Origin of the sequence: Methylocella sp., from assembly GCF_041905455.1 — a bacterium.
Classification (GTDB): domain Bacteria; phylum Pseudomonadota; class Alphaproteobacteria; order Rhizobiales; family Beijerinckiaceae; genus Methylocapsa.
In genome coordinates this window covers 26,499-50,584 of the sequence record NZ_JAYRLA010000008.1, presented here as the reverse complement: position 1 = coordinate 50,584, position 24,086 = coordinate 26,499, and the positions used below count along the sequence as shown (strand labels likewise).

The following is a 24,086-nucleotide window of genomic DNA, read 5'->3' as shown; positions in this document are numbered from 1 at the left end:
AATACTCGCCCTGTGCCGCCGCGCGCCGCGCCCTGCGGCGGCGACGCGCCCCCGTTTCTTGCGGGCGCGCCTAGCGCGTAACGAGGATGACGCGGAAATCATTCACATTGGTGCGCGTCGGCCCGGTGACGACGAGCTGGCCGAGGGACTGGAAGAAGCTGTAGCCGTCGTTGTCGGCGAGACGCGCCTTGCCGCTGACGCCGAGCGCCGCGGCCTTCGCGAGGCTGTCGGGAAAGAGCAGCGCGCCGGCGTTGTCCTCCGTTCCGTCGATCCCGTCGGTGTCGGCGGCGAGCGCGCTGATCCCGGGATGGCCGTCGAGCGCGACGCCGAGCGCCAGCAGGAATTCGGCGTTGCGCCCGCCGCGGCCGGAGCCGCGCACGGTGACCGTCGTCTCGCCGCCCGAGATCAACGCGAGCGGCGTCGGCGCGGGCTGGCCGAAATGATAGGCTTGCCGGGCGATCGCCGCGAGCACCTTGGCGACCTCGCGCGCCTCGCCCTCGATGTCGTTGCCGAGAATCATCGGCGCGACGCCCGCCGCGCGCGCGACCTCGGCCGCCGCGTCGAGCGACATCTGCGGCGTCGCGATCATCACGTTCTCGACGCCGGAAAGGCGCGGATCGCCGGGCTTCAGCGTCTCCGACTGCGGGCTTTCGAGCCAGGCGCGCACATTGTCCGGAACGGCGATGGCGTGCTTCTCGAGAATGGCGAGCGCGTCCGCCGAGGTCGTCGGATCGGCGACCGTCGGCCCCGAGGCGATGACGCTCGGATCGTCGCCGGGCACGTCGGAGATCAGCAGCGCGCAGACCCGCGCCGGCGCGGCGGCCGCGGCGAGCTTGCCGCCCTTGATCGCCGAGAGGTGCTTGCGCACGCAATTCATCTCGGAAATGTTGGCGCCGCTCTTCAACAGCGCCTTGTTGAGGCCCTGCTTGTCGGCGAGGCTCACGCCCGGGGCCGGCAGCGCAAGCAGCGACGAGCCGCCGCCCGAGATCAGGCACAGCACGAGATCGTCGGCGGAAAGACCCTGGACCATGGCCAGGATGCGCTCGGCGGCCTCGCGGCCGGCGGCGTCCGGCACCGGATGGCCGGCCTCGACCACCTCGATGCGCTTGCACGGCGCGCCATGGCCGTAGCGGGTGACGACGAGCCCCTCGATCGGGCCGTCCCAGGCGTCCTCGACGGCCTTGGCCATCGCCCCGGCGCCCTTGCCCGCCCCGACGACGATGGTGCGGCCCTTCGGCCGCGCCGGCAGATGCGGCGGCAGGCGGTTTTCCGGCGCAGCCGCGGCGACGGCGGCCGCGAACATGTCGAGAAGAAGCTTGCCGGGGTCGAGCGTCATGGCGAGTTGAGATCCACGCTTCGTAATCGTCGCGTTCTTATCCGCGCTTTTAGCCGCGCCCGCAAGCTCGCCCCGAGCCTAAATAAACTGAGGAGAAAAAAAAAAAAATAAAGGAGCGAAACGGCGCGGCGGCGCGCTATAAGGTCGTCCGGCGCCGCCCGTCGTCGTCGCCTGGCGATGGCCAAGCACCGAGGCGGCTGATATTCTTCGCCGCCGCTGCGGCATCATGCCCATAGCTGGCGTCGTCAAGGATAACGCGCTGCATATACTGCGCTGCGAAAGAAAATGCGGGACGAGCGGTCTGCCGCGCGGCGGCGACGCGTCCATCAACCGGAGGAGGGGAAGCTGGACATTCACGAGTATCAGGCCAAGGAGATCCTGGCCAACTTCGGCGTCGCGACTCCGCGCGGCGCGGTAGCCTACAGCCCCGACCAGGCGGTGTATTGCGCGACCGAGCTCGGCGGCTGGAACTGGGCCGTGAAGGCGCAGATCCACTCGGGCGGCCGCGGCAAGGCCGGCGGCGTGAAGCTTTGCAAAACCTACAACGAGGTGCGCGCGGCGGCGAGCGACATGCTCGGCAAGACGCTCGTAACCAACCAGACCGGGCCCGAAGGCAAGATCGTCCAGCGCGTCTACGTCGAGGCGGCCGAGCCGTTCGAGCGCGAGATCTACCTCGGCTTCGTGCTCGACCGCAAGGTGGAGCGCGTGCGCATCATCGCCTCGCGCTTCGGCGGCATGGAGATCGAGGAGATCGCCAAGGAGCACCCGGAGGAGATTCTCCAGGTGGTGGTCGAGCCGGCCGTCGGCTTGCAGGCCTTCGAGGCGCGCGAGCTCGCCTTCGGCCTCGGCCTCAACCTGAAGCAGATGAGCCGCGCGGTGAAATGCATCCTCGGCTGCTACCGCGCCTTCCGCGACCTTGACGCCACGATGGTCGAGATCAATCCGCTGGTGGTGACCAAGGACGACCGCGTGCTGGCGCTCGACGCCAAGATGTCGTTCGACGACAACGCGATGTTCCGCCGCCCGACGGTCGCCGACATGCGCGACCACTCCCAGGAGGATCCGCGCGAGGTGCAGGCGGCCGAGCACAATCTCAACTACGTCGGCCTCGACGGCGACATCGGCTGCATCGTCAACGGGGCGGGCCTCGCCATGGCGACGATGGACATGATCAAATACGCCGGCGGCGCCCCGGCGAACTTCCTCGACGTCGGCGGCGGCGCCTCTCCCGAGCGCGTCGCGGCGGCCTTCCGCCTCGTGCTGTCCGACAAGAACGTCAAGGCGATCCTCGTCAACGTGTTCGCCGGCATCAACCGCTGCGACTGGGTGGCCGAGGGCGTGGTGCAGGCCTGCCGCACGCTCGACGTCAACGTGCCGCTGGTGGTGCGCCTGTCCGGCACCAACGCCGACGCGGGACGCGACATCATCGTCAACAGCGGCCTGCCGATCATCTCGGCGACGACGCTCGCCGACGCCGCCGCCGCCGCCGTCAAGGCGAGCTCCGAGGCCGCCGCCCGCACCGTGAACTGAACCCGGAAAAGCCGCCGCGCCACGCCGGAGACGGCGGCGCGGCCGGCTCGAGGAGAAAATCGATGAGCATTCTGATCGACGAAAACAGCCGGGTTCTGATTCAGGGCTTCACCGGCGACAAGGGCACGTTCCACGCCAAGGAGATGATCGAGACCGGCACCAACGTGGTCGGCGGCGTGACCCCGGGCAAGGGCGGCACGGAGCATCTCGGCCGCCCGGTGTTCAACACGGTGAAGGAGGCGGTGCGCGCCACCGGCGCCAACGTCTCCATCACCTTCGTCGCGCCGGCCTTCTGCGCCGACGCGATCATGGAGGCGGCCGACGCGGGCATCGGCCTCGTCTGCTCGATCACCGACGGCATTCCGGCGCAGGACATGATGCGCGTCAAGCGCTACCTGCTGCGCTACCAGCGCGGCCGCCGCACCATGATGGTCGGCCCCAACTGCGCCGGCATCATCAGCCCCGGCAAGGCGATGCTCGGCATCATGCCGAGCCACATCTACATGAAGGGCTCGGTCGGCATCGTCTCGCGCTCGGGCACGCTCGGCTACGAGGCGGCCGCGCAGATGAAGGAGCTCGGCATCGGCGTCTCGACCAGCGTCGGCATCGGCGGCGACCCGATCAACGGCAGCGCCTTCCTCGACCATCTGATGCTGTTCGAGCAGGATCCCGAGACCGAAGCCGTGATGATGATCGGCGAGATCGGCGGGCCGCAGGAGGCCGAGGCCGCGGCCTGGATCAAGGACAACATGACGAAGCCGGTCGTCGGCTACGTCGCCGGCCTCACCGCCCCCAAGGGCCGCCGCATGGGCCACGCCGGCGCGATCATCTCCGCCTCCGGCGACAGCGCCGCCGAGAAGTCGGAGATCATGAAGTCCTACGGCCTCACCGTCGCCCCGAGCCCGAGCGAACTCGGCGCCACGATGGCGAAGGTGCTGGGGCGTCCGACGACCCCCGCGAAGGCGCCCCAAGCGGCTCACGCCGGCTGACGCCGGACGCCCGCGCCGCGCGCGGGCCGTCCCGTTCCGGGATCTTCCCGCGAGCGCCCGCCCGGCCGCGCCGGACGGGCCCAGAACCTGCGCCGGCCCAACGGCGGCCGGCCGGGAAGGCGCCGCGCCGTCGGGCCGCGGCGCGAAACGCCGTCCTGACGCGAAGGAAGCGCCCGCCATGAACGACACCCAAGCCGAGACGCGCGCCGCCCAGACAGCCGGCGACTTCGTCGCCGACGGCGCCCCCAGCGGCGAGAAGATCGCCTCGCTCCTGCGCCAGCTCCTGCTCGAGGTGGTGCAGCGCCATCATCCCGAGATGTCGCCGATCCTGACCGGCGAGGCCTCGACGCGCGGCGCCGCCCCCGACGTCCTCTCGCGCGCCTTCCAGGCGCATGGCATCTGGTTCCAGCTGCTGTCGATCATCGAGCAGGACGCGGCGATGGGCGGGCGCCGCCAGACGGAGCGCGAGCTCGGCGAGCAGGCGGTGCAGGGCGGCTTCGCCAACGTCATCGCCAAGGCGGCGCGGCTCGGCGTGTCGGCCGAGGACGTCGCCGAAAAGCTCGCCGGAACGCGCGTGCGTCCGGTCATCACCGCCCACCCGACCGAGGCCAAGCGCGTCACGGTGCTCGAGAAGCACCGGCGCATCTACCGCCTGCTCGTCGAGCTCGAGCAGCCGCGCTGGACGGCGCGCGAGCGCTCCGCGATCATCGACCAGCTGCGCGACGAGATCGAGCTCCTGTGGATGACCGGCGAGCTGCGGCTCGAGAAGCCCTCCGTCGCGCAGGAGGTCGCCTGGGGGCTGCACTTCTTCCACGAGACGCTGTTCGAGGGCGTCCCGGAACTCCTCAAGAAGCTCGACCGCGCCCTGCGCCGCTTCTATCCCGACAAATCCTTCCCGCTCGTGCAGTTCTTCCAGTTCGGCTCCTGGATCGGCGGCGACCGCGACGGCAACCCGTTCGTCACCAACAAGGTGACCCGCCGGGCGCTGACCGAGAACGCGATGGCGCCGCTGCGCTTCTATGAGCAGAAGCTCGCCGCGCTGATGAAGAACCTGTCGATCTCCGAGCGCGCGCTGCCGACGCCGCAGGGTTTTCGCGAGGCGCTGGCCCGCGCGCTCGCCGAAAGCGGCGACGGGGCCGGAATCGCGCAGCGCAATCCCGGCGAGCCCTACCGCCAGTTCCTCACCTGCGCCCACGCCAAGATCGGCGCGACCCTCGCGCTCTACGAAGGCCGGCCCGTCGCTGGCCCCCATTACCTCACCGCGGACGAGCTGATCGCGGACCTTTCGGTGATGGAGCAGGCGCTGACGCAGAGCGGCTGCTCGGGCGTCGCCCAGGATATCGTGCGGCCGGTGCGCTTTTCGGCGGAGATCTTCCGCTTCCGCGCGCAAAGGCTCGACCTGCGCGAGAACACGACCAAGCTCACCAGCGCCCTGCAGGCGCTGTGGCGGGCGATGAACCCGGACGAGGCGGGAGAGCCGCCGGCGCCCGAATCGGAGGAATGGAAGGCCTGGATCCTCGCCGAGCTGGCGCGTCCGCGCAGCGGCGCGCCGGTCCGCCGCGTCCTGCCGCCGGAGGCCGAGGAGACGCTCGGCATGTTCCGCCTCGCGCGCGACGCGAACGAGGAGTTCGACCGCGAGGCCTTCGGCTCGTTCGTCCTGTCGATGACCCGCTCGGCCGCCGACGTGCTGGGCGCCTACCTGCTCGCCAAGGAGGCCGACCTCTACCACGACGCGACGCGGGTCGAGGCCTGCCTGCTGCCGATCACGCCGCTGTTCGAGACCATCACGGACCTGCGCGCCGCGCCGCAGATCATGCGCGATCTCCTGTCGCAGCCGCTCGTGCGGCGCAGCGCCCGCATGCAGGGCGGCGTGCAGGAAGTGATGATCGGCTACTCCGACTCCAACAAGGACGGCGGCTTCCTGTCGTCGAACTGGGAGCTCGCCAAGGCGCAGGACAAGCTCACCAAGATCGGCGACGAGGCGGGCATCCCGATCTCCTTCTTCCATGGCCGCGGCGGCTCGGTCAGCCGCGGCGGCGCGCCGACGGCGAAGGCCATCGCCGCGCAGCCGCCGGGCTCGATCCGCGGCCGCCTGCGCGTCACCGAGCAGGGCGAGGTGGTGTCGTTCAAATACGCCAACAAGGGCACCGCCGCCTACCAGATGGAGACGCTGGCGGCGAGCGTGCTCGACCACGCGCTGACCTCGCAGCGCGCGAGCTCCGCCAAGCGGGCCGAGTTCGAGGAGGCGATGGAGGCCCTCTCCGGCGCCTCGCACGCGGCCTACGCCAATTTCATTAACCACAAGGACCTGCTGACCTACTTCCAGTCGGCGAGCCCGCTCGACGAGATCTCGATGCTCAACATCGGCTCGCGTCCGGCGCGGCGCTTCGGCGCGCGCACCCTTGCCGACCTGCGCGCCATTCCCTGGGTGTTCGCCTGGTCGCAGAACCGCCATGTGGTGACCGGCTGGTACGGCGTCGGCAGCGGCCTCGCGAGCTTCGTCGAGGTGCGCAAGGAGCGCGGCCTCGCCCTGCTGCGGCAGATGTTCGCCGAATCGCCGTTGTTCCACATGGTCGTCGGCGAGGTCGAGAAGACGCTCGCCCTCGTCGACCTCGACATCGCCCGCGCCTACGCCGAGCTCGTCTATGACGACGACGTGCGCGAGGAGATCTTCGCCATGGTGACGCGCGAATACAGGCTGACGCGCGAGATGGTGCTCACCATCACCGAGGAGGAGGAGATCGGCGAACGCTTCCCGATCTACTCCAACCGCCTCGCGACGCGGCTGCCGACCATCAACAAGATCAACCGCGAGCAGGTCGAGCTGTTGCGGGCCTTCCGCGCCGCGCCGGACGAACTGAGCAAGGAGGCGTTCAAGTCGAACCTCCTGCTCTCCATCAACTGCATTTCGAGCGGCCTCGGCGCGACAGGCTGATCGCGTCCCGCTCCCAACACAGAGGTGTGATCCAATGAGCTTCACCATCGTCCCGCAGGCGACGCCTCGCCTGCATCGCTCCGAGCTCGCCGTGCCGGGCTCCAACACGGGCCTGTTCGAGAAGGCCGCGACCTCGGCCGCCGACATCGTCTTCCTCGACTGCGAGGACGCCGTCGCTCCCGACGACAAGGAGCAGGCGCGCAAGAACATCATCCAGGGCCTCAACGAGATCGACTGGGGCCGCAAGACGATGATGGTGCGCATCAACGGCCTCGACACGCACTACATGTACCGCGACGTCGTCGACATCGTCGAAGCCTGTCCGCGCCTCGACATGATCCTGATCCCCAAGGTCGGCGTTCCCGAGGACGTCTACGCCCTCGACATGCTCGTCACCCAGATCGAGGCGGCGAAGAACCGCACGAAGAAGATCGGCTTCGAGGTGCTGATCGAGACGGCGCTCGGCATGGCCAACGTCGAGGCGATCGCGCAGGCGAGCCCGCGGCTCGAGGCGATGTCCTTCGGCGTCGCCGACTACGCCGCCTCCACCCGCGCCCGCACCACCGTCATCGGCGGCGTCAACCCCGACTACGGCGTGCTCACCGACAAGGACGCGAACGGAAACCGCAGCTACTTCTGGGCCGATCCCTGGCACGCGGCGCAGACACGCATGATGGTCGCGTGCCGCGCCTACGGCCTGCGCCCGATCGACGGCCCGTTCGGCGACTTCAACGATCCCGACGCCTTCATCGCCGCCGCGAACCGCGTCGCCGTGCTGGGCTATGAGGGCAAGTGGGCCATCCACCCCTCGCAGATCGAGCTCGCCAACAAGGTGTTCACGCCGTCCGACGCCGAGGTCACCAAGGCGCGCCGCATCCTGGCGGCGATGGACGAGGCCGCCAAGGCCGGCAAGGGCGCCGTCTCGCTCGACGGGCGCCTCATCGACATCGCCTCGATCCGCATGGCCGAGGCGCTGCTCGCCAAGGCCGATTCGATCGGGCTCGCCGCCTGAGGGTCGCGGGCGGGCCGCGTTGACCCCCGCCCTTCGCGCATGATCTTATCCGGGCGCTCTCGCGCCCGGACCCGCTCATGAAAATCTTCTACGTCACGCTCAACACCGACGACGAGGCGCGGCGCATAGCCCGCGCCCTCCTCGAGCAGCGCGCGGCGGTGTGCTGCAACTGGATGCCGATCACCTGCGCCTACCGTTTCGGCGAGGAGATCAAGGAGGAGCCCGAGACGCTCCTCATCGTCAAGACGCAGGACGACATGCGCGCCGTCGTCGAGCCCATCGTCGCCGCCGTCGCGCCCTATCTCAACTGCGTCGCCGAGATCGCGCCGAGTTCGGTGAACTCCGGCTTCCTCGAATGGCTCGACCGCGACGCTCCTCCCGCCTGGGTCAGGCAGGCGCCATGACGTTCGAGCGCGTACGCCGCCGCGACGCGGCGCGCGCGCCCATCGCCCCGTCCCAGTCAGGCGCGCCCGTGGTGAGGAAGTTGAGGATCGCGTGGGCCGCTTCGACGGGCCGCGCGCGCCAGCCCGGATGCGCCTTGTTCACCGTGAGGTCGGGAAAGAACAGCGACGCCAGCGCCGAATCCGCCTGCGCCGCGTCCTGCACGTAGCGGCGCGCGCCGAGCGCCGACATCCCGTGCGCCAGCGCCATGTGGCCGCCGACGCAGCCGACGGAGCCGCAGTCCGAGGCCGCCCGCGTCATGTCGAGCGCGACGTCTTCGTTGAGCAGGCGAGAAGCCAGCGCGATCAGCTCGTTGCGCTCCCAGTCCTCGACGCCGAGCGCGGCCGCCGACAGATAAGGCTGGCAATGATTCATCGCTTCGCTCCTCTCGCAATGCGGGGACGCCGCGCTTCCTCGCGCGCCGCGCGGCGCGCGTCGGGAAAGCGTCTCATGGGCGCCGGCGCCTGACAAGCGCTATAAGGGCGCTTCGCCGAAGGAGTTCCGAATGCGCCGCGCCGCCTTCGCCCTGCTGCTGTTCGCAGCTTTCGCCTCATGCGCCCTGCGCGCCGCCGACGCGCCGACGCTCGCGCTGCGCGGGCTCGACGGCGAGCGCGCCGAGCTGACGCTCGTAGAACTCGCCGCCATGCCGCGCGAAAAAGTCGAGGTCGAGCAGCACGGCGTCCGCCACGTCTACGAAGGCCCGCTTCTCGGCGACCTGCTCGCGAAAGTCGGCGCGCCCCGCGGAAAGGACATCCGCGGCCCCCATATGGCCGACGTTGTCCTGGCCGAGGCGAAAGACGGCTACAAGGTCGCCCTCGATCTCGCCGGGACGGACGCCGCCACGCGCAGCGAGCGGGTGATCGTCGCGCTCGCCATGGACGGCGCGCCGCTCGGCGAGGAAGCCGGGCCGCTGCGTCTCGTGGTCGAAGGCGACCTGCGGCCCGCCCGCGCCGCGCGATCGCTGACGACGATCACGCTCGTCCGGCTGCGCTGAGGCGCTTTGCCTCCTGTTCCGCCGCCGGAGGCGGCGTGACCGCGCGGAGCGCGTCAGCGGTGGGTGAAATAGATGACGAGGAAAGCGATCACAACGAGAATGAGGCCGTAGCGCAGCACGTAGCGCGTCATCTGGTTGCGCGAGCCCTGCCGCGCTTCGATCGGCGTCAACACCTCCGGCGGTTCGTCCGAAGTCCGTCTCGGATCATCGCTTCTCATGGTCATGACGTGTCCTTTCGCTGGCCGCGACGCGAACGTGCGACTGAGGCCGCGCTACAACCAGCCAGCGCCGACGAGGTTCCCTCGCGATGAAGGCCGCCGCGGCGCGAACCTCGCAGGCCTGAGCCGCGTTGCCCTGCGAGGCTTGGCGCGAGGCGGTTGGTGGCTGGTTCGATTCAGGATGTTCGGCGCGCCTGCGTCGACGCGGCGCGCGGCGTCGCCGCGCAGGCGGCGCGTTGCGGCGCGGCGCTGGACACGGACGATTCGTTTCCCGCGCGCGAGATCGAGGCGCTCTCCCGCTGCGGCCTCTTGCGCGCGCCCCTGCCCGCCCGCCTCGGCGGCTCCGACCTCGCCGAGCCGCTTTGCGCGAACGCCCTCGCCCTCGTTCTTTCGGCGCTCGGGGGCGGCAGCCTGCCGCTCGGCCGTCTGTATGAAGGCCACGTCAACGCCCTGACCCTGATCCTGCGTTACGGGACGCCGGCGCAGGCGGGCGCGGCGGCGATTCGCGCGCAGGAGGGCGAGCTGCTCGCCGTGTGGAACACGGAAGGCGCGCAAGGCGTGCGCCTCGAGCCTCATCGCGACGGCTTCAGGCTCGAAGGCGCGAAAATTCTCGCCTCCGGCGCCGGCTTCGTGCGCTATCCGCTGATCACCGCGCGCGCGCCGTCCGGCGCGCTGTTGATGGTCGTTCCCGACGCCGCGACGGCGAAGGCCGATCTCGCCGGCTGGCGCGCGCAGGGCATGCGCGCCTCCGCCTCCGGCGCCGTCGACTTCTCGGGCCTTTTCGCAAGCGCGGAAGAGATCGTCGGCGGTCCCGACGACTACCACCGCCAGCCGCTGTTCTCGGCCGGCGCCTGGCGCTTCGCCGCCGTCCATTACGGCGGGATCGCCGCGCTGTTCGACCTTGCCCGCGCCCATCTCGTCAAGACGGCGCGAGCGGACGATCCGCATCAGGCCGCGCGGCTCGGACAGGCGGCGATCGCCGTCGAGACGGCGCGGCTGTGGACGTTCGGGGCGGCGCAGGCGGCCCATCTCGAAGACGCGGAGGCGGCCGTCGCCTATGTCGACCTGGCGCGGCTCGCCGTCGAGCGCGCCGGGCTCGACGTGCTGGAGCTCGTCCACCGCTCGGTCGGCCTTTCCGCCTTCATGCGCCCGCATCCGATCGAGCGCCTTTCGCGCGATCTCGCGACCTATCTGCGCCAGCCGGCGCCCGATCGCGCGCTGACCGAAGCCGCGCGCTTCCTCGCCCGTTCGGAGCGTCCGATCGGCGAGCAATGGGAGCGGCCCTGATGCGCGCCGCGACCTTCCTCGCCGCCGCGCGAAAACTTCCCCTTGCGCCGCTCGAACGAATCATCGGCGCCGGCGGCGTGGTGGTGGTCGCCCCGCACCCTGACGATGAATCGCTCGGCTGCGGCGGCCTCGTCGCGCTCGCGCGGGCGCAGGGCCGCCCGGTCAGGATCGTCGTCGTGACCGACGGCTGCGGCTCCCATCCAAATTCGCGCAACCATCCGCCGGCCCGGCTGCGCGCCCTGCGCGAGGCCGAGACGCTCGAGGCGGCCGCGGCGCTCGGCCTCTCCCGCGCCGCGGTCGCGTTCCTGCGCCTGCCGGACACGAAGGCGCCGCGCCGCGGCGCGGCGGCGGAGCAGGCGGCGCGGCGCATCGAGGCCTGCGCGCGCCGGATCGGCGCCACCGCGCTCCTCGTCACCTGGGGGTTCGATCCCCACTGCGACCATCAGGCCGCCTTCGCCATCGCCGCCGCCGCCGCGAAGAGGCTGCGCGGCGTCGCCCTGCTCGCCTATCCGATCTGGGGTTTCTCCCTCGCCGACGACGCCGCGGTCGGCGTGGCCCCGCGCGGCTTCCGGCTCGACGTCACGGCGAGCTTCTGGCGCAAGCGCCGGGCGATCGCCGCCCATCGCTCGCAGACGACCGCCATGGTCGACAACGACCCGCCGGTCGTCATCCTACCGCCGGATACGCTCGCCCGCTTCCACAAGCCCTTCGAGACCTTCTTCACGGTTGCGGCATGAGGCGCGCGTCGATCGAGCCCGGCTATTTCAACGCGCTCTACGCGCGCGACGCCGACCCGTGGCGCTTCGAGACGAGCGCCTACGAGCGCGAAAAATACGCCGCTACGCTCGCCGCCCTGCCGCGCCGGAGCTACGGCGCCGCACTCGAGGTCGGCTGCTCGATCGGCGTGTTCACGCTGGCGCTGTCGACGCGCTGCGGGCGGCTGCTCGCGCTCGATTGCGCCGAGGCCGCGCTCACGCGCGCGAGGGCGCGTTGCGCCGACGCGCGCAACGTCGCATTCAGGCGCGCGCGCGTTCCGCAGGACTGGCCAGACGACGAGACCTTCGATCTCGTCATCCTGTCGGAGCTGGTCTATTTTTTCGACCGCGCGAATGTCGCGCGCCTCGCCGAAAAGGTCGGCGCGTCGCTGAGGCCGGGCGGGCATTGCGCGCTCGTCCACTGGCTCGGCGAGACCGACTATCCCCTTTCCGGCGACGACGCCGTCACGGCGTTCCTGGAGGCGTCCCAAAGCTTTGCGTCGCCTCTGTCGGCGCGGCGAGAAGCGGCGTATCGGCTGGACCTGATCGCGCGGCGCGCAGGCGAATGAGGCGCAGCGCCGCGCCGGCGAACGCGATCTGGCGCGGCAGCGCGCGCGGACGCAACAGACGGCGGCGCAGGACCGGGCTCGCCGCCTCGAGCTTCGTCCAGCAGGCGTGAAAGGACGGCTCGCGCGCAGCCTCGCGCAGCGTGGGCGCGCCGACGCCGAGGCTCAAGGCGAGCAGGCCGGCCTCGTGCGCCGCGCTCGCCGCGTGAAGCGCGCGCAACCGTCCGCGCGCGGCGGCGCGGGCGAGCGCGCGGGCGGCGGGCTCCAGATAGGGATCGCACCAGGCCTGCGGCTGCTCGGTGCGCAGGCGCAGCGCGTCGGCGACGCCGCCTCGCGCGCGCCCGACGAGCCGGCCGGACGTGAACACGAGCGCGTCAAGCTCGTGGCGCAGCCTGAGGCCGTGCGCCTCGACGAGGCCCGCGAGCGCGCGGTCCTCGCCCGCAGGGACGAGCGGCGCGCCGCCGATCTGGCGATAGGCGGAGAGCGTCAGGGCGAGGCTCGCGCCGGGCTCGGCGGCGTGGCGCGGCCAGGGGTCGTGCGGACGTGGATCGAGCCGCGCGAAAATCTCGGTGAGCAGCGCTTCATATTCGCTCTCCAGCGCGCCGCGCGCCTTGAGGGCCGGCGAGAGCTTCTCCTCCTCGTCGGGAAAGAGCGCGATGCGTCCGGCCACGGCGTCGGCGCCGGCGGCGAAAGCGCGCATCGCGGCGGCGAGCCAGCCGGGCGCGGGGGCGCTGTCGGCGTCGGTGGTGAACAGGAAGCCGGCGCCGTCCCCGCCTTCCTCCAGCCAGAGCGCGGCGAGGTCGAGGGCGACGCGCCGCGCGCCGCCGGCATGGTCGAACGCGCGCGAAAGCTCGGCGTCGACGACGCGCAACGCGAAGGGAAGCGCGGGCGCCAGCGCGATCGCCCGCGCGCAGGTCTCGTCGCGCGAATTGTTGACGAAGAGAAGCACGCCGAACTGCGGCAGCTCGCCAGCCTGCGCGCCGAGCGCGCGAAGGCAATGTTCGACGCGCTCCGCTTCGTCGCGCGCCGGCAGCGCGACGACAATTCGCGGCGCGACGTCCTCTCTCGAAACGTGCGCGCCTCGCGCGCGAAACGCTGCGGTCGGCGTCGCGCCGGCGAAGTCGGCGCGCATGGCGCGGCTCCTCAGGCGAGCATGCGCACCTTGGCCTCGCGATCCCAGTAGCGCTTGCCGGCGGCTTTGACGAAATTCCTGTCGAGCGCGACGACGCCCTCGTCCGGTTCGACGCCGGCCTTGTCGAGCAGAGGCTTCGCCTCAGGCGTGAAGCCGATGGCCTTGAGATGGCCGAAGGCGTCCATGACGAACTGCACGGCCGCGGCCTCCTTCGTCAGCGCCGCGCAGGCCTCGGCGGACAGCGCGAGGGCGACCGCGTCGAAGAGGACCGAGGGCGAGCCGGCGAGCTGGCCGTCCGCCTTGCGCACGGAGCCGTCGGCGAGCTTCACGCCGCCGACCCTGGGGCTGACGATGAACGCGCGCCCGCCCGCCTTCTCGACGTCGGCGACGACCCTGTCGAGAATTGCGCCGTCCGAGCCGTCGGCGATCAGCACGCCCACAGTGCGGCCCTTGAGCGTGTCGAGGTCAAGAGCGCCGCGAATGATGCGCAGCGCCGGCGACAGCTCGAGGTCGAGCACCGGCGCCGCCGTCGGCGAGGGCTTCGGGCAAGCGACGTTGAGCCTGTTCGCGACGCGGCCCGCGAGATCGGGGTCGACGTTGCCGAGATTGGCGAGCACGCGCTCGCGCACCGCCTCGATCGCCACCTTGGAGAGTTCGAAGGCGAAGGCGGAGGCGACATGCGCCTGCTCGGCCGGATCGAGCGAACGATAGAACAGGCGCGCCTGGCTGTAGTGGTCGGCGAAGCCTTCGGGGCGCACGCGCAGCATGTCGCCCTGCTCGGGCGCCGGGAAGGTCCTGAAGCCGGTCGCCGGGCATTCGCGCGGCCCGCTGTCCTCTCCGTTTTCGGCGAGGCCGTTCGGCTCATAGTTGGCGCGACCCTTGGGGATGGCCATCTGCATCTGCCCGTCGCGCTGGAAATTCATGACGGGGCATTTCGGCGCGTTGATCGGCAGCTGATGGAAATTGGCTGTGCCCAGGCGGCTCTTCTGAGTGTCGAGATAGCTGAACAGGCGTCCTTGCAGCAGAGGATCGTTGGTGAAGTCGACGCCCGGGGGAACGTTCGCCGGGCAGAAGGCGACCTGCTCGGTCTCGGCGAAGAAATTGTCGGGATAGCGGTCGAGCACCATGCGCCCGATCGGGCGCACAGGCAAAATCTCCTCCGGGATGATCTTCGTCGCATCGAGCACGTCGTAGGGCAGGCTCTCGGCGAATTTCTCGTCGAAGGTCTGAACGCCCAGCTCCCATTCGGGGAAATCGCCATGCTCGATCGCCTCGAACAGGTCGCGGCGCTGGAAGTCCGGGTCGGCGCCGGCGATCTTGACCGCCTCGTCCCAGATCGTCGAGGCGAGCCCCTGCTTCGGCTTCCAGTGGAACTTGACGAAGGTCGACCGGCCCTTGGCGTTGACGAAACGGAAAGTGTGGATGCCGAAGCCCTGTATGGTGCGGAAGTTGCGCGGGATCGTGCGGTCGGACATGATCCACAGCAGCATGTGGGTCGATTCCGGCATCAGGCTCACGAAATCCCAGAAAGTGTCATGCGCGGTCGCCGCTTGCGGAAAGCCGCGGTCGGCCTCCATCTTCACCGAGTGGACGAGGTCGGGGAACTTGATCGCATCCTGGATGAAGAACACCGGAATGTTGTTGCCGACGAGGTCCCAGTTGCCTTCCTTGGTGTAGAACTTCACCGCGAAGCCGCGCACGTCGCGCGGCGTGTCGACGGAGCCCGCGCCGCCGGCGACGGTCGAGAAGCGCGTGAACAGCGGCGTGCGTTCTCCGGTGCGCTGGAACAGGTCGGCCTTGGTGAGGTCGGAGAGCGATTCGTAGTTTTCGAAGAAGCCGTGCGCCGCCGAGCCGCGCGCGTGGACGATGCGCTCGGGGATGCGCTCGTGATCGAAATGGAAAATCTTTTCGCGCAGGACGAAGTCTTCGAGAGCGACGGGACCGCACGGTCCGGTCTTCAATTGGTTCTGGTTGTCCGAGACCCTTATGCCCTGATTGGTCGTCAAGTGGCCTTCGGGCCCGTGCGGCGCCTTGGCCGGATGGCGCTGATGCAGCTCCCCTCCCTCGCCTCGTTCCGTTTCGTAAGTGAGATCGGTCATGGTCGCCTCCGCCGGTCGCGCGCCGCAAACGGCGGAGGCAATGGAAAGTTCCGGAGCCGTCGGCGCTTCCTCGCGTGCCGTCCGGCACAGGCACCGGCGAGCGCAGGCGCGATGCTGACGGACCGCCTCGCGCGACGGAGACAAAAATGCGGTTCGAACAATTCGACAGCGGCGACGCCGGCCCGACCGCCTCGACCAAGGACCATGCCGACAAGTTTCCCAATTGCGGGCAATACTTGAAATACTGGCTGAGCCCGCAGACGCTGAAGACCAAGGTCCCGGAACGCTGGAAGATCTTCGTCAAATGGTGCGGAGACGAGGTGTGGGCGACGCAGGCCTGCGCCTGGGGCAAGGGGCCGCTCGTGCAGATCAACAGCGCGAAGGTCGGCCGCGCCATGGGCCGCACCACTGCCGCCGACGGCGGCGGCGAGGTGACATGCTTCATTCACGGCAAGGTCGCCGACAAATACGAACGCGGCACGGGCTGGATCATCTGGGAGTCCACCGTCCTGCACGAGCTCATCCACTGGGCGCGCTGGAAGCAGAAGCTCGCCGATCCGACCAACCCGGACGGATCGGAGATCGAGGTCGGCAAGGCCTTCGAGACGGAGGCCTATGGCGCCGACGTCACCTTGCAGACGCCCTGGCGCGCCGGACCTTAGGCCGCCGCGGCGCTCCGCCCGCCCGTCGCGAGGCGGGCGCTCAGCATGGCGAGCACCGCCGCTTCCTGCGGAGCGAGGCCGGCGAGCTCCGGGCCGTCCTCCGCCTCGTCCTCGCCGGCGATGCGCGGAACCAGCGCGCCGTCGAGATAGATGTTGAAGACCTCCGGATGGATGTAGCACTTGCGGCAGATCGTCGGCGTGTTGCCGAGCTTCGCCGCCACCCGCTCGATCACCCCGCGCAGGACGCGCTTCGCCTCGGCGGCGCTTGAAAACTCCGGCGCCTGCTTGAGCTCGAGCGCCGCCAGCATGGTGCCGGCGAAGGTGCGGAAATCCTTGGCGGTGACGTCCTCACCCGAAGCTTCGCGCAGATAGGCGTTGACGTCGCCGGAATCGATCTCGCGCTCCGCGCCATTCTCGTCGAGATATTGCAGCAAAGCCTGCCCGGGAAGCTCCTGGCACGCCTTGACGATCTTCGCGACGCGCCGGTCCCTGATCGACAGCGACCAGCGCCGGCCGCTCTTGCCGGCGAAGCGGAAACGCACCTCGGCGCCCTCCACCTCGACATGGCGGGTCTTCAGCGTGGTGAGGCCATAGCTGCGGTTGGCGCGGGCGTAATCCTCGTTGCCGACGCGGATCAGCGTCGTCTCAAGAAGGCGCACGACGGCGGCCAGCACCTTTTCGCGCGGCAGGCCGGGCCGTCCCATGTCCTGCGCGACGCGCGCGCGCACGGCGGGAAGCGCCTTCGCGAAAACCATCATATGATCGAACTTGGCGCTCTCGCGCGCGGCGCGGAAATCGGCGTGATAGCGGTATTGCTTGCGGCCCCTGGCGTCGCGCCCGCTCGCCTGGATGTGGCCATTGGCGAAGGGACAGATCCACACCTCGCTCCACGCCGGCGGTATGGCGAGCGCCCTGATCCGCCTCAGCGTCGCGGCGTCGCGGAGGCGAGCGCCGTTCTGCGCGAGATAGCAGAATCCCTTGCCGGCCCGACGGCGGATCAGGCCGGGCCGCGCGTCGCTGACGTAGCGCAGCCCAGCCTCCCGCGCCGCGTCCTGCGGATCGGAAAGAGCGGAAGACGCGTCATCGAGCACTCGGGCCTCCATATGCGCCGACGCGCCGCAGAACGGGCGGGCGCCGGCGCGCGTTCCCTCAGGCGGCCGTCCTGGCCCGGACGAGACGTGAGATCGCGTCGCGCAGCGGACGCGCGGCGTCCGCGTAGCCGGCCCAGGCGCCGCTTTCCGCAAGCAGCTTCGGCGCGGCGCGCAGCGTGAAGACGCGCGGGTCGAGGGCGTCGTCCACCTCCTCCCAGCGCAGCGGCATGGACACGCAAGCGCCAGGCCTCGCGCGCGGCGAGAGCGGCGCGACGGCCGTGGCGAGCCGGTCGTTGCGCAGGTAGTCGAGGAAGATGCGGCCCTTCCGTCGCGCCTTGGCCATGTTGACGACGTAGAGCGCCGGCGCGTCGCCCGCCATGCGCCGGCACAGCGCCTCGGCGAACGCCTTGGCCTCCTCCCACGTCGGCTTCCTGCGCTTTCCGACGGCGAGCGGGACGACGACATGCAGCCCCTTGCCGCCGGTGGTCTTGCAGAACGCGGAAAGGCCAAGCGCCTCAAGGCGCCGGCGCAGCTCGCGCGCGGCCGCCGCGATCCTCGCGAAGGCGACGCCCTCGCCAGGGTCGAGATCGAACACCAGCCGTCCGGGCGTCTCCGGCTCTCCCGGCGCGCCATTGCCGGGATGCAGCTCGATCGCCGCCATCTGCGCGGCAGCGGCGAGCGCCTCGACCCGGTCGAGCGCGAGAAAGGGCTTGGCTTCGCCTTCGAGGCGCATGCGGTCGAAAAGCGGGGAGGCGCCGGCCAACGGATGGCGCTGGAAAAAGGTCTTGCCGCCGACGCCGGACGGAGCGCGCACCAGCGAGCAGGGGCGCCCGCGCACATGCTCGAGAAGCCAGGGGCCGACCTCCTCGAAATAGCGTGCGAGGTCGAGCTTGGTCACGGGCTCGCCGTCGCCGCCGTCTGGCCAGAGGATCTTGCCGGGGCTCGAGATGGCGACCCCCATGACGGCGGCCGCGCCTTTCGGCGCTCGGGACGTCTTGCGCGGCCTCAGCGGCGGATCGGGGTCGGCGGACTCCATGAGGATTTTGGGGAGGATTTTGGGCTTGCGGCCGCGGCCGCCGGCGATCTCCGCCATGCTGCGCCCCGACGCGACCGAGCGGTCCAGCGCCAGAAGCTCGTCGCCCGCATCCGGCCGCGCAAATTCGTCGCGCTGCTTGATGAGCAGCCAGTTCGCGCGCTTCTCCCTGCCGCCCTTCATGCGGACGAGGACGAAGCCGCCGCGCAGGCGCTCGCCTTGCAGCGTGAACTTCAGCTCGCCGGCGTCGAGCGCCGCCTGCGGCGGCGTCGATCCTTCCGGCGTCCAGAAGCCGCGATCCCAGAGCTGCACCGTTCCGCCGCCATATTCGCCCTGCGGGATCGTCCCCTCGAAGCCGCCGTAGTCGAGCGGATGATCCTCGACCTCGACGGCGAGGCGCTTGTCCTTCGGATCGAGCGAAGGGCCGCGCGTCACCGCCCAGGACTTGAACACGCCGCCGAGCTCGAGGCGCAGGTCGTAATGCAGCCGGCGCGCCGCATGCTTCTGCACCACGAAGCGCAGGCCCGCGCCAGCGGCGACCTTCGCCCGCCCGCTCGGCTCCGCGGTCTTTTCGAAATCGCGCTTCGCACGATAGGCCCTGAGCGCCTCGTCGACAGCCATCGCCCTCTCCCGTCATGCAAGACAACGCGCGAGAGGGGCGAAAGTGGCGGCGCGCGGAAGCCCGTCTGAGACCTGACGTCAAACGAAATATTCTTCGTTCACGAAGAAGAGAGAAAGAGTAAATGGGTTATGTGACGTCGTCAGCCGGATAGTAAGCTTCGCGGCAGGGAGGCCGACGTATCGAGGCCGTTCCCGACACGCTTGTTTAGGAATAAATTCATGAAATATTTCAAAACCTCCTTGATCGCGGCCCTGTCGCTCGGCTGCGCCTGCGTTCAACCTTCCCTCGCCGACGGCGCTGGCCGAATGCTGTTCGTCAACGGCGGAACCGGCCGCGTCATCGTCGCCGGCATTGACAAAAATGGATATTTTCAGACGAGCTACGATGTGACGACCGCCGCCTTCGTCGGCATGGACAGCGTCATTCCAACCTCGGCCGGCGCAATCCTGTATAGCTACTACGGGGGAGGCGCGCGGGCCATCCTGCTCGACGGCGACGGCGCGATAAATCCCGGATCGTCATATAATTTCTCGAAGCAGTGGTATTATTCGATCGGCGACGGAAACCACACGCTGTTCTATGATCTCGCCGGAAACGGCGGCGACGGCGCCGTCGTCGCGTCCTATCCCGACGGAACGCTGCGTCAGACCTTCTCCTCGACGTCCTTCACCCACTGGACCTTGCTTGGCAAGACCGAAAATTTCCTGTTCTGGTACAGAAGCTCGGACGGGCTGTTCGTCACCGGCGATATAAACGTCGCCGGCCAACTCACTCAGGACACCAGGGCGGCGACGACCAAGACAGGCTACACCAATATCGCCGCCGTCGGCGACGACATCCTCTTGTGGAACGTCAACAGCGGCGCCTGGGAAAGCGGCGCGATCAGCTTCTCCGGGACGACCTCCGCCTATGTCGCGACCGCCGGCGGCTCGACCAACTCGCTCGGCCTCGCCGGCGTCGACGTCGCCGCGCAAACCAACGGCCGTCTGTTCCTGTACGCTTCGGCTACAGGCGCGGCGCTGACCGGGCATTTCGTGGAGCCGCTTCAGTCCGCCGGCAAACCTGGCCTGTTCCTCAAGGACCAGAGCTTCACGCTCGGCAAATATTACACGAGCGCCTTGCGCTGCGGTCAGTTCCTGACGCTTTACGGCTACGGAACCGGCCAGATCCAGGTCGGCTACGTCGGATTCGACGGCAAGTTCCAGCCGACGCAGGGCTTCACCCTCGGCGGCGGCCTGTCCGTCGCCGCCACCGGAAGCTAGACGCGAGCTGGACCGGGCGGCGGCGCGGCCCCCCGAACCCGAAGCGCGGGCGAAGCGTTATTCAGACGCCTCGCCTTCGTTTCAAGTCCGGACGCCGCCCATGGCCCTCACCATTATCCAGCATGTCCTGAAGCGGCTCGCGGAGATCGGCGTCGCCGACGTCTTCGGCGTGCCCGGCGATTTCGCCTTTCCGGTCAATGACGCGATCTGCCGCGACCCGAAGCTGCGCTGGGTCGGCTGCTGCAACGAGCTCAACGCCGCCTACGCCGCGGAAGGCTACGCCCGCATCCGCGGCGTCGGCGCGCTGTGCACGACCTACGGCGTCGGCGAGCTCGCCGCGCTCGCGGGCGTCGCCGGCGCCTACGCCGAACGCCTGCCCGTCTTCCACCTCGTCGGCATGCCGCGCATGGCGACGCAGCGCGCGCGCGCCATCGTCCACCACACGCTCGGCGACGGCGAATATGGCCTCTTTCAGCGCATGGCCGAGCCGGTCGTCTGCGCGCGCGCCGTGATGACGCCGCAGACGGCCGCCGCCGAGACCGAGCGGCTGATCGCCGCCGCCCTTTATCATCGCCGGCCGGTCTACATGGCCTTTCCCGCCGACCTCGCCGGAAAGCCCCTGCTCGACGCGGCGGCGCCGGTCGCCGCGCCGCGCAGCGATCCCGGCGCGCTGGCGGCGGCGGCGGAGGCGGTCGCGGCGGCGCTCGAAAGCGCCCGCACGGCCTGCGCGCTGCCGGGCCTGGCCGTCGCGCGCGCCGGGCTCGGCGCCGAGTTGCAGGCGCTGATCGACGCCACGGGCCTGCCCTTCGCCACCATGTTCCACGACAAGACCGTCCTCAACGAGACACAGCCCGCCTACGCCGGCATGTATGACGGCGCGCTGATGAACGAAGAGACGCGCGCCTTCGTGGAGAGCCGGGACGTGATCGTCGCCATCGGCGCGCTGATGACGGATTTCAACACGGGCGCCTTCACCGCGCGGCTCGATCCGGCCCGCGTCGTCTCGATCGACGCGCATGAGACGACCGCCGGCGGCGCCGTGTTCCAGTCGGTCGAGATGGGCGATCTCCTGCGCGCGCTCGGCGCCCGCGTGAAGCGCCGCGACTGGGAGCGGATCGCGCCCGCGGCGAGCCCCGCCGCGACCGGCTCGGGCGGCGATCCGATCACCGCCAGGGCGCTCTATCCGCGCTGGTCCGCCTTCCTGCGGGAGGGCGACGTTCTCGTCGCCGAGACCGGCACGGTCTCGATGGGGCTTGGCTTCGCGACGATGCCAAGGGGAGCCAATTTCTACAATCAGGCGCTGTGGGGCGCGATCGGCTGGGCGACGCCGGCGGCGCTGGGCATGGCGGCGGCCGCGCCCGCGCGCCGCGTCGTGCTCATCACCGGCGAGGGCTCCTTCCAGGTCGGCGGCCAGGAGCTTTCCCAGTTCGCCCGGCTCGGCCTCAAGCCGATCGTCTTCGTGCTCGACAACGGCGGCTATCTGATCGAGCGCCTGCTCTGCGCCGATCCCGAGATCGCCTATAACGACGTCGCGCCATGGCGCTACGCCGAGCTGCCTGCCGCGCTCGGCTGTAAGGGCTGGTTCTGCGCCCGCGTCGAAACCTGCGGCGAGCTCGACGCGGCTATCGACAGAGCCGAACATGCGGACGGCGGCGTCTTCATCGAGGTCGTCACCGGCCGCTATGAAGCCTCCGACCTGTCGTTGACGCTCAGCGCGCGGCTGAAAGCGCTGTCGGCCGAATAGGGCGCCAAAGCGCGCGCTCATCGTCGCCGAGCCGCCGGCGAAAGCGGCGGCGGCGAATTTCGTGACGGCGACGAGAATATTGCCGACGAGCGCCGTCCAGACGGCGAAGGCCGACGAGCGGCGCGGGATCGGTCGGCGCGAGCCGCGGGTCAGGGTGGTCACGGGCGCTCCGGCCGTTCGCTCGTCGCCCATGTGGCGCCGGCGCGGCCGTTGACGCAAGCGCGGCCTAGGCCGCCGGGACGAAAGCGCCGGGCGGGATCAGCGCCGGCGTCACGTAGGCGTGGTGCAGCGCGTCGAGCTGGGCCCAGAGCACGTCGCACTTGAAGCGCACGGCGGCGACGCACGCCTCCTGTTCGGCCCGCGTCGCCGCATGCGACTTGACATATTCGAGCGCGAAATCGGCGTCGCGCGGGGCCTGCGACAGCCGGCGCTTGAAATAGGCCATCACCTCCTCGCTGACGAAGTCGTAATTCTCCAGCATGCCGGCGATGCGCTCGCGATGGATCGAGGGCGCGAACAGCTCGGTGAGCGAGGAGGCGACGGCGACGGTGAGCGGCTGCTGGCGCACGAAATGCACATAGGCTTCGACGGCGTGGCGCGTCGCCGGCAGGGCGCCGCGGCGGGACATGACATACTCGCGGTCGAGGCCGAGCCCGTCGGTCAGCACGAGCCAGCGCTCGATGCCGCCCTTCTCCGCGCCGAGCCCGTCATGGTCGTGGATGCGGCTGATCCATTCGCGCCGCAACGCCCGGTCATGCGTGCGGCTGATCAGCGCCGCGTCCTTGCGCGGCACCGCCTCCTGATAGCAGTAGCGGTTGAGCGCCCAGGCCTGCACCTGCCCCTTGTTCAGCTTGCCGCCGTGCAGGAGCTTATGAAACGCGTGCTTGTCATGGTAGCGCTCGGCGCCGACGGCGCGGATCGCCGCCTCGAACGCCTCGGGCGACCATAGCTCCCCTGAACGCGGCGTCTGATCGTCCATCCCGCCCTCCCTTGCCCTGCGCGCTTCGTTCATTCTTCGCGCAGCTTTAGCGGGCGCGGGCGAGCGCCGTCTTGCGCCGGATCAAGCGCCGGCCGCCGTCGCCGGACGCGCTACCAGGCGACGCGCCGGACCTTGGCGAAAATGGCGTTGAGGTCGCTCTGCAATCCCCAGTTCCAGGCGCGCAAGGCGGCGGATTTCGTCGGGCAGCTCGGCGTGACGCGGATGGTGACGCCCGAGCCGCCGCGGTCGACGACGATGAAGCCGTAGGTTCTGGCCGCGGCGGCGACGGCCTTGCCCTCGGCGGTCGACAGGTTGAGCGAGGCGACGCTGACCGAAGGCGGCAGGGCGAGCCGCGCGCCCATCGGCAAGGCGCCCGAATAGGGCTGCTGATTGGTCAGCGCGTCGCGGTCGAAGGCGTAGGCCGGATAGGCGGCCTGCGGCGACAGCAGCGACGGCGGAACGCTGACCGCCATCGCGTGCTTCAGGCCGGCGGCGAGCTCCGCGTCGCAGAACAGGCCGGCGTAGCTCGGCAGCATCGAGGCGGTCTGGCCGTTCTGCCAGCCGTCGCCGAGGCTCGCGGGGGACGTGACGGCGTAAGACAGCGCGACGATCTCGCCGGTGCTGAGAAGGATCGTCGCATAGGTCTCGAGCACCGTCCCGTCCGGCTGGGCCGCGGCCAGATGGCCGTCGGCGCCGGGCGCAGGCGCCGCGCCCGCGCCGAGGCGGAAACGCGCCGGCGGGGACGAGGGATTGACCGTCTTGTTGTAGGAGGTCGGCAGCGCCCAACCGGCCGTCGAAGTCGTCGAGAAGACATTGCCGGGATAGGGGAAGGACGTCTTGGCGCCGGACCTGATCTCGGCCTCGACGGCCGCGCTGTTGCCCGTGCGCTTCCACTCGCCGGAAAACACCTTGTACCACGCCAGCGGGTGATAGAGCAGCGGACGCAGCGCATCGGTCGAGGCGGCGGCGGTCGAGGCGATCGCCCAGGTTCCCTGCGAATCCCAGGAGTCGACGCCGACGACGAGGCCGCTCGCCGCCGGGGCGGCGGCGAAAGTCGCGGCGGCGGGAACGGCCGTGTTCCATGGCGAGGCGGCGGTGAAAGGAGCGGCCTGCGCGTCGGCGCCGCGCAGCGACGCAAACACGACCAGGGCGAGAAGCAGACGCGGGGCGCGGGGGTGCACGTGGTTCTCCGTCCAGGGGCTCGCGACGACTAACGTGATTCGTATTTTAGAACACGACATTCGTCACAAACATGGCGGACGGCGACGCGAGCTCGCGCGCCATAGCCCGACGCGGAGCCCCATAAAGCGAAGCTGAAGTTTATTAATAATCATCATACTGTAAATTTATTACATAAAATATTAATATAAAGTATAAATTTTATCCACCTCTAGAATTG

The 24,086-nt window shown here is 69.8% G+C and carries 21 protein-coding genes; 12 read left to right on the top strand and 9 right to left on the bottom strand.

Annotation, left to right across the window (positions count from 1 at the left end):
• Positions 1-70 precede the first annotated feature (70 nt).
• Positions 71-1,336, bottom strand: a complete 1,266-nt coding sequence (locus tag ACE3OG_RS08555; protein ID WP_374307626.1) for a glycerate kinase — start codon at positions 1,334-1,336, stop codon at positions 71-73.
• A gap of 345 nt (positions 1,337-1,681) precedes the next feature.
• Here ACE3OG_RS08555 and ACE3OG_RS08550 point away from each other — a divergent pair, with 345 nt between their 5' ends.
• The 5 genes from ACE3OG_RS08550 to cutA all read left to right on the top strand — a co-directional run bounded on the left by ACE3OG_RS08550 (position 1,682) and on the right by cutA (position 8,206).
• Positions 1,682-2,866 (top strand): malate--CoA ligase subunit beta, encoded by a 1,185-nt coding sequence (locus ACE3OG_RS08550; RefSeq protein ID WP_374307830.1) that lies wholly within the window; start codon positions 1,682-1,684, stop codon positions 2,864-2,866.
• Positions 2,867-2,928: 62 nt separating this feature from the next.
• Positions 2,929-3,855, top strand: a complete 927-nt coding sequence (gene sucD, locus ACE3OG_RS08545; RefSeq protein ID WP_374307625.1) for a succinate--CoA ligase subunit alpha — start codon at positions 2,929-2,931, stop codon at positions 3,853-3,855.
• Positions 3,856-4,033: 178 nt separating this feature from the next.
• Positions 4,034-6,790 (top strand): phosphoenolpyruvate carboxylase, encoded by a 2,757-nt coding sequence (locus tag ACE3OG_RS08540; RefSeq protein ID WP_374307623.1) that lies wholly within the window; start codon positions 4,034-4,036, stop codon positions 6,788-6,790.
• Positions 6,791-6,824: 34 nt separating this feature from the next.
• Positions 6,825-7,802: a CoA ester lyase gene (locus ACE3OG_RS08535; protein ID WP_374307621.1), complete on the top strand. Its 978-nt coding sequence runs from the start codon at positions 6,825-6,827 to the stop codon at positions 7,800-7,802.
• A gap of 77 nt (positions 7,803-7,879) precedes the next feature.
• On the top strand, positions 7,880-8,206 hold the full coding sequence (gene cutA / locus ACE3OG_RS08530; protein ID WP_374307619.1) for a divalent-cation tolerance protein CutA: 327 nt from the start codon (positions 7,880-7,882) through the stop codon (positions 8,204-8,206).
• Here cutA and ACE3OG_RS08525 read toward each other — a convergent pair.
• Entirely contained in the window at positions 8,190-8,618 is a 429-nt protein-coding gene (locus ACE3OG_RS08525) for a hypothetical protein (RefSeq protein WP_374307617.1), read from the bottom strand. The two genes, cutA and ACE3OG_RS08525, sit on opposite strands and share 17 nt — an antisense overlap.
• A gap of 130 nt (positions 8,619-8,748) precedes the next feature.
• Here ACE3OG_RS08525 and ACE3OG_RS08520 point away from each other — a divergent pair, with 130 nt between their 5' ends.
• Positions 8,749-9,237 (top strand): molybdopterin-dependent oxidoreductase, encoded by a 489-nt coding sequence (locus tag ACE3OG_RS08520; RefSeq protein ID WP_374307615.1) that lies wholly within the window; start codon positions 8,749-8,751, stop codon positions 9,235-9,237.
• Between the two features lie 53 nt (positions 9,238-9,290).
• Here ACE3OG_RS08520 and ACE3OG_RS08515 read toward each other — a convergent pair whose 3' ends face one another.
• A complete protein-coding gene (locus ACE3OG_RS08515; protein ID WP_374307613.1) occupies positions 9,291-9,461 on the bottom strand; it encodes a hypothetical protein in 171 nt (56 codons plus the stop codon).
• A 156-nt stretch (positions 9,462-9,617) separates the two neighbouring features.
• Between ACE3OG_RS08515 and ACE3OG_RS08510 the strand changes: the two genes are divergently transcribed.
• Genes ACE3OG_RS08510 through ACE3OG_RS08500 form a run of 3 tightly spaced genes read left to right on the top strand, consistent with a single transcriptional unit; the run spans position 9,618 to position 12,066 of the window.
• Entirely contained in the window at positions 9,618-10,742 is a 1,125-nt protein-coding gene (locus ACE3OG_RS08510) for an acyl-CoA dehydrogenase family protein (RefSeq protein ID WP_374307612.1), read from the top strand.
• Positions 10,742-11,479 carry a PIG-L deacetylase family protein gene (locus ACE3OG_RS08505; protein WP_374307610.1) on the top strand — a complete coding sequence of 246 codons (738 nt, stop codon included), beginning with the start codon at positions 10,742-10,744 and terminating at the stop codon, positions 11,477-11,479. The genes ACE3OG_RS08510 and ACE3OG_RS08505 overlap by 1 nt, the downstream gene beginning before the upstream one ends.
• On the top strand, positions 11,476-12,066 hold the full coding sequence (locus ACE3OG_RS08500) for an SAM-dependent methyltransferase (RefSeq protein WP_374307608.1): 591 nt from the start codon (positions 11,476-11,478) through the stop codon (positions 12,064-12,066). Before ACE3OG_RS08505 ends, ACE3OG_RS08500 begins: the two co-directional genes overlap by 4 nt.
• On the opposite strand, the gene ACE3OG_RS08495 is transcribed toward ACE3OG_RS08500, so the two are convergent.
• Both ACE3OG_RS08495 and ACE3OG_RS08490 read right to left on the bottom strand, forming a co-directional pair.
• A complete protein-coding gene (locus tag ACE3OG_RS08495; RefSeq protein WP_374307606.1) occupies positions 11,963-13,195 on the bottom strand; it encodes a glycosyltransferase family 2 protein in 1,233 nt (410 codons plus the stop codon). The genes ACE3OG_RS08500 and ACE3OG_RS08495 overlap by 104 nt on opposite strands.
• Before the next feature lie 11 nt (positions 13,196-13,206).
• Positions 13,207-15,294 (bottom strand): catalase, encoded by a 2,088-nt coding sequence (locus tag ACE3OG_RS08490; RefSeq protein ID WP_374307604.1) that lies wholly within the window; start codon positions 15,292-15,294, stop codon positions 13,207-13,209.
• A gap of 146 nt (positions 15,295-15,440) precedes the next feature.
• Between ACE3OG_RS08490 and ACE3OG_RS08485 the strand changes: the two genes are divergently transcribed.
• Positions 15,441-15,956, top strand: coding sequence for a hypothetical protein (locus tag ACE3OG_RS08485; protein WP_374307602.1), 516 nt, complete (start codon positions 15,441-15,443; stop codon positions 15,954-15,956).
• On the opposite strand, the gene ACE3OG_RS08480 is transcribed toward ACE3OG_RS08485, so the two are convergent.
• Positions 15,953-17,059, bottom strand: coding sequence for a DNA topoisomerase IB (locus ACE3OG_RS08480; RefSeq protein ID WP_374307601.1), 1,107 nt, complete (start codon positions 17,057-17,059; stop codon positions 15,953-15,955). The two genes, ACE3OG_RS08485 and ACE3OG_RS08480, sit on opposite strands and share 4 nt — an antisense overlap.
• Before the next feature lie 46 nt (positions 17,060-17,105).
• Positions 17,106-18,701, bottom strand: coding sequence for a non-homologous end-joining DNA ligase (gene ligD / locus ACE3OG_RS08475; protein WP_374307599.1), 1,596 nt, complete (start codon positions 18,699-18,701; stop codon positions 17,106-17,108).
• Positions 18,702-18,920: 219 nt separating this feature from the next.
• Between ligD and ACE3OG_RS08470 the strand changes: the two genes are divergently transcribed.
• On the top strand, positions 18,921-19,964 hold the full coding sequence (locus ACE3OG_RS08470) for a hypothetical protein (protein ID WP_374307598.1): 1,044 nt from the start codon (positions 18,921-18,923) through the stop codon (positions 19,962-19,964).
• Between the two features lie 100 nt (positions 19,965-20,064).
• A complete protein-coding gene (locus ACE3OG_RS08465) occupies positions 20,065-21,708 on the top strand; it encodes an alpha-keto acid decarboxylase family protein (RefSeq protein ID WP_374307596.1) in 1,644 nt (547 codons plus the stop codon).
• A 226-nt stretch (positions 21,709-21,934) separates the two neighbouring features.
• Here ACE3OG_RS08465 and pqqC read toward each other — a convergent pair whose 3' ends face one another.
• Both pqqC and ACE3OG_RS08455 read right to left on the bottom strand, forming a co-directional pair.
• On the bottom strand, positions 21,935-22,687 hold the full coding sequence (pqqC, locus tag ACE3OG_RS08460) for a pyrroloquinoline-quinone synthase PqqC (protein ID WP_374307595.1): 753 nt from the start codon (positions 22,685-22,687) through the stop codon (positions 21,935-21,937).
• A gap of 110 nt (positions 22,688-22,797) precedes the next feature.
• Complete coding sequence (locus ACE3OG_RS08455; RefSeq protein WP_374307593.1) at positions 22,798-23,868, bottom strand: hypothetical protein; 1,071 nt, start codon at positions 23,866-23,868, stop codon at positions 22,798-22,800.
• Positions 23,869-24,086 lie beyond the last annotated feature (218 nt).

Bases quoted from the DNA above. Each gene is read 5' to 3' on its own strand.
- ACE3OG_RS08555 (WP_374307626.1), bottom strand. From the start codon at position 1,336: ATGACGCTCGACCCCGGCAAGCTTCTTCTCGACATGTTCGCGGCCGCC.
- sucD (WP_374307625.1), top strand. From the start codon at position 2,929: ATGAGCATTCTGATCGACGAAAACAGCCGGGTTCTGATTCAGGGCTTC.
- ACE3OG_RS08540 (WP_374307623.1), top strand. From the start codon at position 4,034: ATGAACGACACCCAAGCCGAGACGCGCGCCGCCCAGACAGCCGGCGAC.
- ACE3OG_RS08535 (WP_374307621.1), top strand. From the start codon at position 6,825: ATGAGCTTCACCATCGTCCCGCAGGCGACGCCTCGCCTGCATCGCTCC.
- cutA (WP_374307619.1), top strand. From the start codon at position 7,880: ATGAAAATCTTCTACGTCACGCTCAACACCGACGACGAGGCGCGGCGC.
- ACE3OG_RS08525 (WP_374307617.1), bottom strand. From the start codon at position 8,618: ATGAATCATTGCCAGCCTTATCTGTCGGCGGCCGCGCTCGGCGTCGAG.
- ACE3OG_RS08520 (WP_374307615.1), top strand. From the start codon at position 8,749: ATGCGCCGCGCCGCCTTCGCCCTGCTGCTGTTCGCAGCTTTCGCCTCA.
- ACE3OG_RS08515 (WP_374307613.1), bottom strand. From the start codon at position 9,461: ATGACCATGAGAAGCGATGATCCGAGACGGACTTCGGACGAACCGCCG.
- ACE3OG_RS08505 (WP_374307610.1), top strand. From the start codon at position 10,742: ATGCGCGCCGCGACCTTCCTCGCCGCCGCGCGAAAACTTCCCCTTGCG.
- ACE3OG_RS08500 (WP_374307608.1), top strand. From the start codon at position 11,476: ATGAGGCGCGCGTCGATCGAGCCCGGCTATTTCAACGCGCTCTACGCG.
- ACE3OG_RS08495 (WP_374307606.1), bottom strand. From the start codon at position 13,195: ATGCGCGCCGACTTCGCCGGCGCGACGCCGACCGCAGCGTTTCGCGCG.
- ACE3OG_RS08490 (WP_374307604.1), bottom strand. From the start codon at position 15,294: ATGACCGATCTCACTTACGAAACGGAACGAGGCGAGGGAGGGGAGCTG.
- ACE3OG_RS08485 (WP_374307602.1), top strand. From the start codon at position 15,441: ATGCGGTTCGAACAATTCGACAGCGGCGACGCCGGCCCGACCGCCTCG.
- ACE3OG_RS08480 (WP_374307601.1), bottom strand. From the start codon at position 17,059: ATGGAGGCCCGAGTGCTCGATGACGCGTCTTCCGCTCTTTCCGATCCG.
- ligD (WP_374307599.1), bottom strand. From the start codon at position 18,701: ATGGCTGTCGACGAGGCGCTCAGGGCCTATCGTGCGAAGCGCGATTTC.
- ACE3OG_RS08470 (WP_374307598.1), top strand. From the start codon at position 18,921: ATGAAATATTTCAAAACCTCCTTGATCGCGGCCCTGTCGCTCGGCTGC.
- ACE3OG_RS08465 (WP_374307596.1), top strand. From the start codon at position 20,065: ATGGCCCTCACCATTATCCAGCATGTCCTGAAGCGGCTCGCGGAGATC.
- pqqC (WP_374307595.1), bottom strand. From the start codon at position 22,687: ATGGACGATCAGACGCCGCGTTCAGGGGAGCTATGGTCGCCCGAGGCG.